13 protein-coding genes are annotated in these 14,408 nt (G+C 42.4%); 4 read left to right on the forward strand and 9 right to left on the reverse strand.

All coding sequences use genetic code 11. From position 1 onward, the window contains the following. Positions 1–50: 50 nt before the first annotated feature. From ACK5MF_RS00045 to ACK5MF_RS00070, 6 genes are read right to left on the reverse strand one after another with little or no spacing between them, the layout of a single operon-like run. The gene (locus ACK5MF_RS00045; RefSeq protein WP_416918153.1) at positions 51–335 is read right to left on the reverse strand and encodes a DUF2960 family protein; all 285 of its coding nucleotides are present in this window, start codon (positions 333–335) and stop codon (positions 51–53) included. A gap of 31 nt (positions 336–366) precedes the next feature. Then, the gene (locus tag ACK5MF_RS00050) at positions 367–2,136 is read right to left on the reverse strand and encodes a bifunctional molybdopterin-guanine dinucleotide biosynthesis adaptor protein MobB/molybdopterin molybdotransferase MoeA (protein ID WP_416918155.1); all 1,770 of its coding nucleotides are present in this window, start codon (positions 2,134–2,136) and stop codon (positions 367–369) included. Next, positions 2,133–2,720: a molybdenum cofactor guanylyltransferase MobA gene (mobA, locus tag ACK5MF_RS00055; protein WP_416918156.1), complete on the reverse strand. Its 588-nt coding sequence runs from the start codon at positions 2,718–2,720 to the stop codon at positions 2,133–2,135. The genes ACK5MF_RS00050 and mobA overlap by 4 nt, the downstream gene beginning before the upstream one ends. Then, positions 2,698–3,408, reverse strand: a complete 711-nt coding sequence (locus ACK5MF_RS00060) for an energy-coupling factor ABC transporter ATP-binding protein (protein ID WP_416918158.1) — start codon at positions 3,406–3,408, stop codon at positions 2,698–2,700. The genes mobA and ACK5MF_RS00060 overlap by 23 nt, the downstream gene beginning before the upstream one ends. 8 nt (positions 3,409–3,416) lie before the next feature. After that, entirely contained in the window at positions 3,417–4,115 is a 699-nt protein-coding gene (locus tag ACK5MF_RS00065; RefSeq protein ID WP_416918160.1) for an ABC transporter permease, read from the reverse strand. 9 nt (positions 4,116–4,124) lie between these two features. Further along, the gene (locus tag ACK5MF_RS00070; RefSeq protein WP_416918162.1) at positions 4,125–4,943 is read right to left on the reverse strand and encodes a substrate-binding domain-containing protein; all 819 of its coding nucleotides are present in this window, start codon (positions 4,941–4,943) and stop codon (positions 4,125–4,127) included. A gap of 294 nt (positions 4,944–5,237) precedes the next feature. Between ACK5MF_RS00070 and ACK5MF_RS00075 the strand changes: the two genes are divergently transcribed. Next, positions 5,238–6,692 (forward strand): sigma-54-dependent transcriptional regulator, encoded by a 1,455-nt coding sequence (locus tag ACK5MF_RS00075; RefSeq protein WP_416918164.1) that lies wholly within the window; start codon positions 5,238–5,240, stop codon positions 6,690–6,692. Continuing rightward, positions 6,682–8,709 (forward strand): cache domain-containing protein, encoded by a 2,028-nt coding sequence (locus tag ACK5MF_RS00080; RefSeq protein WP_416918166.1) that lies wholly within the window; start codon positions 6,682–6,684, stop codon positions 8,707–8,709. The genes ACK5MF_RS00075 and ACK5MF_RS00080 overlap by 11 nt, the downstream gene beginning before the upstream one ends. Positions 8,710–8,778: 69 nt before the next feature. Here ACK5MF_RS00080 and ACK5MF_RS00085 read toward each other — a convergent pair whose 3' ends face one another. The 3 genes from ACK5MF_RS00085 to ACK5MF_RS00095 all read right to left on the reverse strand — a co-directional run bounded on the left by ACK5MF_RS00085 (position 8,779) and on the right by ACK5MF_RS00095 (position 13,068). Continuing rightward, positions 8,779–9,630: a mechanosensitive ion channel family protein gene (locus tag ACK5MF_RS00085; protein ID WP_416918250.1), complete on the reverse strand. Its 852-nt coding sequence runs from the start codon at positions 9,628–9,630 to the stop codon at positions 8,779–8,781. Between the two features lie 54 nt (positions 9,631–9,684). Then, positions 9,685–12,033: an AAA family ATPase gene (locus tag ACK5MF_RS00090; protein WP_416918168.1), complete on the reverse strand. Its 2,349-nt coding sequence runs from the start codon at positions 12,031–12,033 to the stop codon at positions 9,685–9,687. Between the two features lie 195 nt (positions 12,034–12,228). Continuing rightward, the gene (locus tag ACK5MF_RS00095) at positions 12,229–13,068 is read right to left on the reverse strand and encodes a formate dehydrogenase accessory sulfurtransferase FdhD (protein WP_416918170.1); all 840 of its coding nucleotides are present in this window, start codon (positions 13,066–13,068) and stop codon (positions 12,229–12,231) included. A gap of 225 nt (positions 13,069–13,293) precedes the next feature. Between ACK5MF_RS00095 and ACK5MF_RS00100 the strand changes: the two genes are divergently transcribed. Next, positions 13,294–13,782: a DUF3305 domain-containing protein gene (locus tag ACK5MF_RS00100; RefSeq protein WP_416918172.1), complete on the forward strand. Its 489-nt coding sequence runs from the start codon at positions 13,294–13,296 to the stop codon at positions 13,780–13,782. Next, positions 13,772–14,356, forward strand: a complete 585-nt coding sequence (locus tag ACK5MF_RS00105) for a DUF3306 domain-containing protein (protein WP_416918174.1) — start codon at positions 13,772–13,774, stop codon at positions 14,354–14,356. The genes ACK5MF_RS00100 and ACK5MF_RS00105 overlap by 11 nt, the downstream gene beginning before the upstream one ends. Positions 14,357–14,408 lie beyond the last annotated feature (52 nt).

Here is a 14,408-nt window from a genome sequence, read left to right on the forward strand (position 1 = left end):
ATCAAGCCCTCTACGCTCTTCCACCAATGCTCAATTTGATCATGTTTTAGCTAGGACGTTACTAATTGATGTTTTGGATTATGTCCGACGCCTAAATTCTCTTTAGGTTTTAGAGTGAAAACGCAAAAACCTAATTTCTTGAAATGGTTATCGAGATAGTTACGTACAGCCTTAGTATCAGAAATATGCTCTAGCTGCTGTTCCATTTTCAAGTATTCAGTAATGTCTATACCTTCAGCTTCCGCGACCGCTTCATGGATGTTTCTGTGCTGTTGATAAGAGAAAGTCAGCGTTTTCTCTTCATTTTTGTAGGTATAAATAATAGTGCGAGCCATAGTTTCTCTCATTAGCAGCAATTATAAAACGCTAGATTCTGCCTTGAAGTGGAATAATTGTCACGCTTTCACCGGACTTAACTGTATCTACTGCTGGTGAGATTTCGATTAAGCAGTTGGCTTCACTCATAGATCGCAATATCCCAGAACCTTGTTTTCCGGTCGATTGTACCATCAACTGACCATATTGATTGATGCTATATATGCCACGGGTAAACTCTGTTCTTCCTTGACGGGAGCGAAGCTCTTCGGTTGCGATAGCATTAACTTTCAATGGCTGCCAATTCTCTTCACCTTGCATTTTGCGCAGTGCGGGTTCGACAAAATTGATGAATGAGACCATTACGGCTACTGGATTTCCCGGTAAGCCAAAGACAGGCTTATGGTTAATGTTGCCGAATGCCAGTGGACGTCCGGGGCGCATATTAATCCGCCAAAATTCAATTGACCCTAAGGATTTTAGCGCTGATTTAATAAAATCCGCGTCACCGACAGAGACTCCGCCCGATGTGAGCACGACATCCGCCGTTGATGATGCTCTGCGTAATGCATCAATCATCGCTTGTTCGTTATCTGCGATAATACCAAGGTCTATGGTTTCACAACCTAACTGAGCCAGAAGTCCCATAAGCGTGTATCGATTTGAATCAAAGATACGAGAATCATTAACAAGGGTACCGGGAGCTTGCACTTCATCGCCTGTGGAAAATATCGCAACTTTCAACTTTCGATATACAGGCACAGTGTCCATGCCTAACGAGGCTATCATTCCCATCTCTGGCGAGTTCAAGCGTTGACCCTGTGAAAATACCTTTTGACCTTGCGCTAGATCTTCTCCAGCTTGGCGCACATTTTGCCCAGCTTTTATTTTGGTATCGCCAAACGTCACGCTTTCACCACAGATGAGCGCTTGTTCTCGCATGATAACGGTGTCAGCACCTTGCGGAACTGCTGCACCAGTCATTATTTTTACTGTTTGACCGGGTCCGACAACGCCTGAATAACAGTCTCCTGCCAAAACCTCAGCAACTATCTGATATTGTTCACGGTTTAGGTCATCACTTCGTATAGCGAAACCATCCATCGCTGAATTTCTATAACTTGGCACATTGACGGGTGATGAAAGATCTTTGCCTAACACTCGGTTGTATATCTTCGGCAAGGCTAGATATTCAATCTCGGAGAGAGCGGAAACACTCGCGAGAATAGCTTGTCGCCCTTGTTCTACTGATAGCAGAGCAGGAGATAACGTATCACAGCAGGCAGAGGTAGGCTTTTCCTGACCAAAGGTATTTGCATAATTAATGACAAACTTAGCGATGGTGGCTAAATCGTTAATGTTGAGTTGAGGAAGCGCAGACTCTACGGATTCATCTGCCGCTATGGCTATGATGTTGTTATCGTTTGGATAGAGCCAAGGCTTGTTGAGCTCCTTCCTGTGCAATTCAACTTTAGGAAAGGTAATGTTTTTACAACCTTCCACTAAGATGATGTCGAGTTTTTCGCTGTCAAAGCGGCTGAGAAGATAGTTGAATTCTGCTTCTGCATCAGGGGTCTCTGTCATTAACACATGACGATTACGCGAAGCAATCAACATCTGGCTAGCGCCTGCTTTACGCAAACGATAGCTGTCTTTACCCGGAATATCGACATCAAAGTCATGATGAGCATGCTTTAGTACGCCTAAGCGCAGCCCGGCTTCGGTTAGCATAGGGATAAGAGCTTCAAGTAATGTTGTTTTTCCTGTACCTGAATAAGCAGCAAAACCTAGTAGGGGCAGGTGAGGGCGCGGTGAGTTCATATTTGTAATGCTCCGAATTCCGTCAGTTCATCTGGGGTATTTAAATTGACAAAGCACTGCGGCGAGTCGCTAAAATCGACATATTCAGTATGGCAGTCGTTGTAAAGTAAGATAATCTTTCTGTCGCCACGTTCTAAAAACGCCGTTAATTTAGGTAATACACGTTTATGGTAAAGTGTGAAAACTGGCTGAGAATGTTCTCCATCATGGGCGACGATGATATCGCTATGATTGGTCACAACCTGACAAAAACGCTTAACCAGATCTGCAGAAATCAATGGGCTGTCACAAGGAACAAATCCAACCCAATCTGTTGTTGCATTGATTAAACCGCTGTGAATACCACCCAAAGGTCCTGGATAACCAGTAAAGTTGTCGCAGATAACTGTTCCGTAGCGGCTGTATTGTTCTAAATTACGATTTGCATTGATTAGTATTCGAGGCGTTTGCGGCTGTAAACGTTCAATAACATGCTCGATTAGCGGTTTGTTATTAAGCTTAATAAGCCCTTTATCATTTCCACCCATGCGAGTTGCTTGCCCTCCGGCAAGTATCACCCAACTAGTTTGAGAGGGAAGTAACATTGTTTTTCTCTTTTTCTGGTTTAACTATGTGTAACAATGGTGTTTCGATAAGAGTGCAGTTATTTATCCACCACTGCTTTTTACAAATTGCAGTTAAAGCGTTAGCTTGATGACTAGTAATGACAAGACTTGTGCCTCTGGCTAACAAATCTTTCGCCATGACTACCAGTCGGTCTATGGATTCTTGATCAAGTGAGGCGCTTGGTTCGTCCATCAGCAGAATAGACGGGTTTAATATCCAAGCTCGCGCCATCGCCACACGTTGTTTTTCTCCACCCGACAGAACGGAGATATGCTCATCCGCCAAAGTTTCCAAACCAACCATGCGCAGTGCATTAATCACGGTAGAACGCTTTTCCTTGGCACTGAGCGCTGAAAATTTAATCCCATAGAGCACGTTTTGATACACAGATGCATCAAACAGATAGGGTGTCTGGTGCAAATAGATAATTTGTTGGTGAGCCGATGGTTGCATAAAGCGTTGCCACCAAGGTAAAGCGTTAGACACACTACCTTTGGTCGGCTTCAGGAGTCCAGCCAAAATTTTAAGCAAGGTTGTTTTGCCAACCCCGTTATCTCCTTTGAGATAAATAGCGTCATTGGGCCCAATGGTAAGATGATCGATATGAAATAATACTCGATCTTTGAAACGCATTGATAACTGTTGAGCGTTAAGTGTTATCGTCATTCTTATCCTTACGTTCGCAGAAAACCTTTGCCTCGCATAGCAGAAAGGGCAAAATTCAAGGCTAGAGCCAAGCATAGTAGCACCATTCCTAACGCAACACCTTGCGCAAAAGCGCCTTTGTGACTTTCCATCGCAATAGCGGTTGGGATATTTCGGGTTAACCCCATAATGTTACCGCCAACCATCATAGAACAGCCCACTTCTGTCACGATTCTTGAAAAACTGGCAATCACAGCGGCCAATAATGGAAACCGAGTTTCCCAGATGACAGTGGCTGCAATCCTAGATATTGAAGCGCCGAGCGTCATCGCCGTCTCTACAGAACGGCGGTCGCTGGATTGCAGTGTTCCATGCATCATGGAAACTAAAATAGGAAAACAGATCATCATCTGACCTAGGATCATCGCTTTTTGGGTAAAAAGCATAGACCAATTGCCGAGAGGACCCGATCGAGAAAGAAGCATATACAACAGCAAACCAATCACGACTGTGGGTACAGCTTGAAGTGTATTGATAACAGACAACAACAGCCATTTGCCGTAAAAGTTGCTATAAGCCAGCAAAAAAGAAAATAACATTGCCGGTATCAACACTACGCAGATTGCGCTTAACGAAACACTAAAGGAGACCGCTACGATCTCCCATAGTTCTGCATCAAAGCTTATCAGTAATGTCAGTGCTTCTTGCGTCGTTTGCCAAAGGCTCATACAAGACCGTTATTTGTCAGCGTTTGCGACAAAAAGCTGTTGTCCGTTAAGAGTGAAGCTGTTGATCTTCTGTTGACCTTCTTCAGACACCAACCAATCACTGAACGCCTTCGCGCCTTTATAGTTTGTTGTTGGGTAACGCTCTGGGTTAATCAGAATGACTTGGTACGGGTTAAACAACTTATCGTCACCTTGGTACACGATTTTAAGGTCTAGTTTATTTTGATATGCCAGCCACGTACCGCGGTCAGTAAGCGTATAAGCTTGAAGTTCAGAAGCCATGTTCAGTGTTGGCCCCATACCTTGACCGACCGATTTATAACCGCCAAAGTTTGGTTCCATTTTCGCTTGAGCCCAAATACCCAATTCTTTCTTATGAGTGCCTGAATCATCACCGCGTGAAATAAAGGTTACACCATCTTTTGCGATGTGACTGAAGGCATCCAGAACATTTTTTTGTTCGGTTACTTTAGCGGGATCGCTGTTTGGACCAACCAAGACGAAGTCGTTGTACATCAGTTTGCGAGGTAATACACCAAAGCCACCATCAACAAAGTCTGCTTCAGATTTTGGGGCGTGGGTCATTACCAAATCAACGTCACCGTTTTCACCCATTTTTAGCGCTTTGCCAGTGCCAGTGGCAATCACATCGACTTTATAACCGGCTTCTTTCTCAAAAATCGGCAGAAGGTAGTCAAGTAAACCTGAATGATAAGTACTTGTCGTGGTCGCTAAGCGAATGCGGGAAACATCCTCAGCACTTGATGCTGAGTAACTAACGAGAATTAATGACGCCGCTGTAAGAGTAAGAGAGATCTTTTTGTTCATTATGAATTCCATTCTTGTTTAGGGTTGGGCTCGTTTATTGAAGGCTAAGCTTGGTTTCCAACTAAGTTGTATCACTAAGCTTAGCAAAGCTGATTTTTTTGCAAACTCGATATAGCAAATTAGATGCCAGAGTTAAAGCAAGGTTTGTTGTCCGGGAAATTGACAATATCATGATTTTGATTAGAAATTTAGGCTATAGCGCACATTTGTAGGGACAAAATGTCTCACTATAAACTCATTGGTAGTATTGTTATGTGAGACGTTCTGTCCTAATGAATTATGTTCGAGAAAATCATGAGCGATACAATTGACTCTAAACAACTACCACTATACCAAGCATTTTCAGTCCTTGTCGTCGATGACGAGCTTGGTATGCAGACCATTTTAAAGAAAGCGCTAAGCAAATGGTTCTCAAAAGTAGATTGCGCAAGTTCGGTAGATGAAGCCGAAACCTTACGCACAGAAAATCATTACGATTTGATTATTCTCGATATCAATTTGCCAGGGCGTTCAGGTATTGAATGGGAAGAAGCTTTTACTGACGAATACCATAAAGCTGAAGTGATCTTTATGACGGGCTATGCGGATTTGGAAACTGCAATCAGCGCGTTAAAATTAGGGGCTTCTGACTTTATTCTTAAGCCGTTTAACCTGCAACAGATGATGCAAGCGGTTAAACGATGTATGGATAAGTGTTTAAATGACCGAATGCAATATGCGCTCAAGCATGATTTTGAGCGACATACCATCAGTCAAATTATCGGCCAATCCGAAAAAACCAATCAACTTAAACAACTTATCCTCCAGTTCTCACCCTCTAGAGCATCTGTATTGATTGAAGGCGAGTCAGGAACTGGCAAAGAATTGGTCGCGCGAGGCATTCATGAAGCCAGTGGCAGAAAGGGACCATTCGTACCTGTTAACTGTGGTGCTATCGCCCCTGAGCTTTTAGAAAGTGAGCTATTTGGTCATACTTCGGGGGCTTTTACTGGTGCCAAGAAAAGTCGCGAAGGTTTGTTTCGCGTAGCAAACGGCGGCACACTGTTTTTGGATGAAATAGGAGAAATGCCGTTGACCATGCAATCTTCTCTATTGCGGGTTTTAGAACAGCGAGCAATTCGTCCTGTAGGCTCTGAGAAAGAGATCAGTGTAGACGTGCGTATCGTCGCGGCGACAAACCGCAATCTAAAAAAAGAGGTAGAACAAGGGCGTTTTAGAAGCGATCTCTATTATCGTTTAAACGTTCTAAAAATCGATGTCGCTCCGCTTAGAGACCGCAAAAGTGACTTGCGTGAGCTTGTGCCGTTCTTCACGCAAAAACTTTGTAAAGAGCTTACAATACCGCTTCCTAAGTGGGCTCATGAAGATGTGAGTGCCATCAATGGCTACACCTGGCCTGGCAATATTCGCGAACTAAAGAATCTGATTGAACGTTGCATTCTATTAGGTAAACCGCCAGCTCACTATTGGCGAGAGATGAATGGGATTCCTCATCCGGATAATATTTCTGTGACGATGTCAAAAGCAACAGATGTTACCGAATATATTGAGCAAGAAAGCCACGACTCAGCGACTGGTTACCCAAATACTTGGACACTTAAAGATGTAGAACGTGCACATATAGAACAGTTGGTAGACTTCCACGATGGTAATAAATCAGCGGCTGCCCGAGACTTAGGCGTGGCTAGAAAGACGTTAGAGCGCAAATATAAAGAATGGGAAAATGAAGAGGTTGGCAATGTGGAATGATTTTCCGCTGTGGCGCAAATGGAAACATCGCTTTCAAACCATGGTTCGTTACCGTTTATTAATTCTAACGTCTGTACCTATAGGTTTTACATTGGTAGCGTTGATTGCTATCTCAGTTTACTGGTCCATCCATTACACCTGGCAAAGCACCTTGGTCGATGTGGCCGAGAGATTAGGTATTGCAGAGCGCTCTATTGCCATGCAGCAAGAAAATCAAACAAATAGACTTGAAGCGATTGCCGACTCTTATCAATTAAAAGTTAATCTTCAAAGCCAATCTCGTTCTGATCTTGAATTATGGGTAAAACAGCAAAAGGATCGTTATCAATTTGATTTTCTGAACTTTATACCCACTCTTCCAGAGAAAGAGTCACAATTATTCCAATTGAGTGACAAGCAAACATTTTTTGATGTGTTAGAAGACGAAGAGCTTGCAACGCTAGATGCTGCATTAGCACAAAAAGCAATCGTGCATGAACGTGATAAAGGTTTAGTGGAAAGTAGAGGATTAGTTAGCAGAACGGTTGTCGCAGTGAAAGACAACAGAAATCAACTCATCGGCTTCCTTGATGGCGGTTTATTATTAAACAATAGTTCTGGATTAGTTGATGAGATAAGAGACATCGTTTATCCGCTTAGTCACGACAAACTGCGACCTATTGGTACTTTAACTTTTTTCTTAGACGATCTCCGTGTCAGCACCAACGTGCCTCTAAACAATGATGATAACCAAGGTCGTGCAATTGGTACTCGGGTATCCTCTGAGGTGCGAAAGCAAGTGCTTGAACAGGGGGATAATTGGGTAGACAAAGCCTATGTCTACAATGCTTGGTATATCACTGCCTATCAACCAATTCGCAATCATAATCAACAGGTTATTGGCATGCTTTACACCGGCTATTTGATGTGGCCATTTGTAAAAACTTACCTCACCAACATTTTTGAAATTGCAGTCACGACCTTAGTGCTGCTCGCTATTTCTAGCTTGTTTGTTTACCGTGGTTCTCGAGATTTGTTCCGTCCGATAGAGCGTATACATCGCGTGGTCAAACTGGTTCAGTTAGGGAAAAATCAACGTATCGGTCATTTAGGGTTGGACGAAAAGCATGAGTTGGCTCAGTTAGCTAAGCAGTTTGACAACATGCTTGACCTTCTTCAGCAAAGAAATGAGGAGATTCAAACGGCTGCCAATCAGCTTGAAGAAAAAGTACATTCGAGAACAACCAAGCTGAGGGAAAAGACCGAGCAATTGGAACACCATATCGAGCTGCTGCATACCACGCGAGATAAACTTATCGTACATGAAAAACTGGCTGCTCTGGGTGAATTAACCGCAGGCATAGCACACGAAATAAATAATCCGACCGCCGTGATCCTCGGTAATACTGAACTGATTCAATTTGAATTGGGTGAAGATGGTGCAAAAATTGAAGAAGAGATCCAAGCGATTTTGCAACAGGTCGACAGAATTCGAAATATCACGCGTAGTTTGCTGCAATACAGCCGGCAAGGTGGTGTACAAGATGAAATTACCTGGCAGCACGTTAACCCCATTGTTGAAGAAAGTATCACCCTAGTAAAAACCGGAGCTAAAAAACGTGATATCGAATTTGTCGTTAATTTAAAAGCTCGCACATCGGTTGAAGTGAATCGCCATCTGTTGTTGCAAATATTAGTTAATTTACAAATGAACGCTGTCCACGCCATGAATGGCAAGGGCAAATTGACGATACAAAGCAAAGATTGGTACGAGGAAGACCGTTGTGCAGGCGCTATCATATCGATCGAAGATCAAGGGTGCGGTATCAAAGCCGAAAATCTCAACCGTATTTTTGATCCGTTTTACACCACCAAACGCGATGGCACTGGTTTGGGACTATCAGTGGCTCAAAGTATGCTTAGTCAAACGGGCGGGGAAATCAGAGTACAATCAGAACTAGGAAAAGGGAGTGTGTTTAGTATCTTCTTACCAGTAAAAGCTGAAACCAATCTTATCACCACTAAATCGGTGTCTTAATATTCCTCGATGTTAAGCGTAAAGACCTCCAAATGGAGGTCTTTATCGCCAGCGTTTTACAGCTGTAGCCTATTGTAAAGTTTGAACGGCAATCTTAGGCGGCTTAATACCATGTTGTTTAAACTCATCCATTACGCGCAAAGTGATGTCTGTTTCGAAGAGCTTCTCATAGGCCGTATCCACTACATATGCTTTACAGGTTAACTGTACCGCAAGATAGTTATCTGTGATGGTCTGTTTTACAAGTACCGCAACAGGTTTAGGAAGATGAATATAACGACTAGACGATGCCGCTTCCTGAATAAGGTTACGAGCCAAAACGATGTCTTCATCCATTCCCACATAGAATGGAATCACTACCTGCATATCAAGCGCGCCATAGTTACCTGAAACAGCAACTTCGTTTAAGAACTTGTTATTTGGAATGGTGATGATGTCATCGGATAGGGTACGCATACGTACTGAGCGCAAACCTATCGTAATAATATCGCCATAATGCCCTTCAAATGTGACACGGTCACCTACCTGGAATGGGCGGTCAATCATCACAGTCATACCAGCAATAAACGAGGCTGCCAGGTCTTTAAGTGCAAAACCTATCGATACAGCTAACGTACCACCGATCAATGCAAGGATCTGATCATTAATCCTAAAGCTCAATACAAACACGACAACACCGGCTGTCATGTAGATAAAGAACTGCAGAAATGATTGTAGTTTCTGCAGCATCATTCGATATTGAGCAAATTGACCACCGATAGTATCGACCAGTGAACTCATAAACTTCAATAACAGCCAGGTTCCTATGATGATCAGAACAGAAAAGAACACACCGCTCCAACGAACTAGACTTGCGATTTGTTGAAAACTTTCTGCGTTTACAGCCTCTTCACTGGCGTAAACGGGCAAAGTTAATAGCATCGGTGCGACTAGAATAAAAAATTGAACTAGATTTTTTGTACTTGTCTTCATCAGTTATTTCACCAGTAGATGTTGACGATCAAGAACATTAGTAATGGTTCGATACCAATGATCTGAAACACGAGTTTTATCTTCTGCCCATTCGAGGTATCCACGACTTTGGAAGTAACGCACAATACCAATTACTTCAGCGATGCTTAGCTGAGTACATTTAGACAGCTCTTCACTGGAAGCGACTTCAAGCTGAACAATAGAGCGAAGAACGGCGAGCATAGGTTTAGGCATTTGCTCCAAATCTTGTGAATCAGGAACATGGAATAAACTTACTTTCACCACCCCGGTTTCTTTATGCCGATTTAACGAACGACGAAAGAAACGTAAAGCCACAGTTGGGTTGCCATCTGAATAATGCCAAAGAATGCGGTAAAAACCTTGCTTTGCTCGTTCATCGTCGCTGGACTCATCTTGATCCCACTGGCGCGGAACCACGAGACCTTCAAAACAGACTGGCGATTCAATATCACGGTTAATGCGACTATCAAGCAACTTATGCATTTGCTTTTCGTTCCAACGCGGAAGCAGCGTTACCCAGTCAAACAGCAGTCTTTCACCACGAGCTCTATCGACAAAGCGCCAGTTCGATTTTTCAATCGCCATAATAACTCGATGATTTTTCTTCGAGCGTCGTAGTAGGTTAGTGAGCTTGATTAAACTGTTTAAGCCACCGACCATAGGTTTTACAAGGCGTTGAGCATTATCAATAGCAATCAGATAGCTTTGCTCACTTTTGCGTAAGTGGGCAAGGATTTGAATTTCTGTCGCGTCTTCATCCATTCCGAGACTCAAAGCAAGCAATTGAAGCAGCTCTGGATATCCCGAATATGGGCAGTTGAGATACAAAGGTTCAGCGTTCTTAACTTTGTTTAACAAGGTGTAGAGTAACGTAGTGGTGCCAATTCCTCGCTCACCCGTCACGATACAAATAGCAGGGCTATCTGTCATCAGGTAACGGGACAACTGTTTTATTTCATCGGCAGCGTAATCAATCAGTTCGCTATCGATAGTACCGGGCAAAATGTAGTTAAACGCTTCATCACCTTTGATACGGACATGATTGTGGTCTGAGGCAATATTTTCATTCTGCTTAGCTACTTCGATTCTAAACAAATAAGCTAATGCCTGGCTAAAGAAGGTATAATTAGACAATGCTGCAATAAGCCGGTATTGCAAAGTATGCATCAACAACCACGCAAGAGTGATGGTGGTAGCGAAGACTCTTACCGCAAACGCATCTTTCTTACTGATGGTCCAATTCACCCACAAAGGTCTATCAGATGCTTTTTCTGCGTAGGCAAAAATACGTTCACGCCATAGGTTGAGAACAGAAACAATCATGACAAAGAACCATGCATACATGGTATTTAGAATCCAGTAATAAATGGTTCCTTTACCTAAAGTACGCATAGATAGTTGCACGATCACGCCTGTGACTATCACTGTCCATACAATACGACGGATGGTACTTAATCTTAACGCTATCAGTGCTTTATTCGATGTATGGCTTGTATGATAGGTTAACTCCAAAATTAAGCTAACCGCAATTGAACCACCCCAAATCCACCAAATGAAAATTTCAAGGAATACTAAGTGTTGCAAGCTCTCAATTTCCGCAAGAACTTGCAGAGAAATATTGATTGCGATAAGCCAAGCAATAGCCTTATTTGCTGTGCTGATGTACCACACGATCCTAGCCCATAGCGGAGGATCAGCTCTATCTTTTAAGTAAGTGGTGCGAAATAGCTCGATTAAGCGCTTGCTGTGTCTTAACCACCAAATGAGCAAGAAATAGATGAATATCACCTTACAAACAGACCATATAAATGGTACAGGGGAGATCATCAAATCTTCAAATAGAGATTGGAAACTGCGTAACTGGAAATAGGCTAAATATTCAATATTTAGCTGGGCAAGGCGCCACTCTTGCTTAAATTGGGTGACTCCAGTTGGACCAAATCCCGTTAATTCCTCGCGAGTTTGCTCGTTGACTGAACCAAGCAATGTCTGTTTTGATTGAGTGATACTAACTTGAGTTAAGTAACTTTGTTCAAGATTAAACCAGTTCAGATCATCACTTTGATTGTGGTAGTTCATTAATGATTGTGAGAAATCATCAATATTTTGGGTTTGTAGTGAAAGCGTTAAATCTAATAGCGTGGAAATTTCAAACCTCTCTCGTTCACTCATAAAAAGCGAATTAGGCAGTTGTTTGATCTGCTGTTCCAGTTCTATAGCGCTTTTGCTTGCTTTGGGCGCGATGTCAATGTCATCGACATCCCACTCTGCGTAGGCCAGTTGACCAGCCAATAGCCAAAAGACCAAAAAAAGACGTAACAAGATTTGCATATGCATTATCGTTAAAGTAAGCCATTGATTTCATATAACAGTGTAGATCGGATATCGCTAATTAGATACCGGATAACAGAGCAATAAATACAATCAAAATAACGCAGTATCAAATCTGATACACCCTTGTATATAAGAATGTATCAAGAATTGTTACTTTTGTTTGGGGGTGATTTTACTGACTCATTTAATCATTCACTTCAATTCATCAGCTAAATGTCCTTTAATATCGAACTCTATTTTTTCTACACCGCTGTAAACTTGAAAACGATGTCCTTTGGCGCGAGCAATGGTCGTAATACCAAACTGGTGTGCAAGCTCTAAACCCATTTGGGTTACACCGGAACGCGATAGCAAAACAGGAATCCCCATTTGTGCGACTTTAATAACCATTTCGGAGGTTAAACGACCTGTAGTGTAGAAAATTTTATCATCTCCGGTTTCACCGTTAAGCCACATTTCGCCCGCCAAGGTATCGACTGCATTATGGCGCCCAACATCTTCAACAAAGGATAGCACTTTGTTTCCTTGGCAAACCGCACAACCATGTACCGCACCTGCCGCTTTATAAGTGTCATTATGATGGGTAAGAGCTTCGAGAGCGTCATAAACTGCTGACTGCTTAAGGGCGGTTTGTGGCACCTTATAACCTTCTAGTTGTTTCATCACATTGCCATACATGGTTCCCTGACCACATCCTGAAGTAACGGTTTTTTTCTTCAGCGCTGGTTCTAAATGCTCAAGTGATTCTCTGGTAATAATAGCTGCACTGTTGGTTTGCCAATCAATAATCACAGATTCAAGTGCATTAGGATCGCTAAGAAAACTTTGGTTCTTCAAATACCCCAACACCAAGGCTTCCGGCCGAGAGCCTAACGTCATTAAAGTCACGATCTCTTTCCAGTTAAGCACCACCGTTAATGGTCGCTCGCAAGCAATAGATTTGGTTAATCGCTCTCCATATTCGTCAAATACTTCAACATCTAATGTTTGTAATGGGTTTTCACTGGTTTTTATGATTTTAAGTTGCGCCACGTGATATTCCTGATCAATTGGTAAATAATCGTTTGTTATAAACAGGGTGCTTGATAAACAGAGCGTTTGATCCACAGATTTTAATAAACAGACAGAAATAGCAAATTCTATTCCGTTTTTATAAGTGACATCGATTAAAGCATTCACCTTGTATAAATACGATATTTAACGCATAACACTAACAAAATACGGCTAGGCTTAATTCAATGGCTCAATATTTGCTTTATGTCAATCAAAAAACAACGAGATAAACCAAAACAACAATTGGCGAAGCAACCTATGACAAAAACAGAAAACAGTTGGCCGATAAATTGTCGCCTTAACGAACAGGAAATCACAGCCGGAATGTGGGTTACCACCCAATGGCAACTGCTCGGATTTGACTTGGTGGTCGATGACAACTCACAACATGTCGCAACCTTAGAACTCTATCGGGATGAGCGTACAGACTACCGATTTAATCTCAGTTCTCAAAACCCAAAGCTGTTTTTGATTTTGGAACAACCAGAAGACAGCGAAAAGCCGAAAATTATCCGTTTGATTGCCTCACAAAGTGTCGCTGGTCAGTACATGGATGGAGAATATTTGGTGTTATCTAATGATATGCCATTGCCAGTTCAAGCTTGGATGGAAGCATTTATCGGCAGGCATGGTGAACTATTAGAAATTCGTGGTAAGAAGCGTAAGGGCGCGGGGAGGTCTAGTGGTCAATGATTCATTCTTATCTCGTTGGTCGAAGCGTAAACTGGAGATCGACCAAGAAGAGCGCTCGACGCAATTATCTGATAACCAAGCTGTTGAGGACGGCTCTATTGATAACGATTCGCCATTGTCTTGCGACAATCCTGGTAATGAAACTTCGCCACCAGAGATCACCAGTGAGACTGTTGGAGATAATGAATCTGAAAAGCCCTCATCACTCGCATCGCTGCTGTCTTCAGAAGCAAACAAAGAGATCAAAAATGCGGCACTTCGCGATCTGTTCTTAAGTGGAGAATTCAGTGAGGTGTGCCGAATGAATGATTACGCACAAGACTTCAGTTCAATTAAACCGCTCTCTGCTGAAGTAGCGCAAACATTGAGAGGATGGTTGAATGCGTCGACTTCAAACTCAGAGCAACAAGAGCAACTGTTGGGTGAAAGCCAATCATCCATGGAAGAGGTTGTTGTAGAAGAAGTTTCAGAAACAGATTTAGTTTTGTCAGAGAACAACCAAACGATAGAAAACGAACTAGAATCTGTCACAGTGCATAATCATCATGATAGTGAGACAAAAAATACCATATAAATCATAGGTACATTTTGACTAAACGATAAATGACCAGATGAGACAATTTGTC

The sequence above is a fragment of the Vibrio sp. genome (assembly GCF_047973365.1).
Taxonomy (GTDB): Bacteria; Pseudomonadota; Gammaproteobacteria; order Enterobacterales; family Vibrionaceae; genus Vibrio.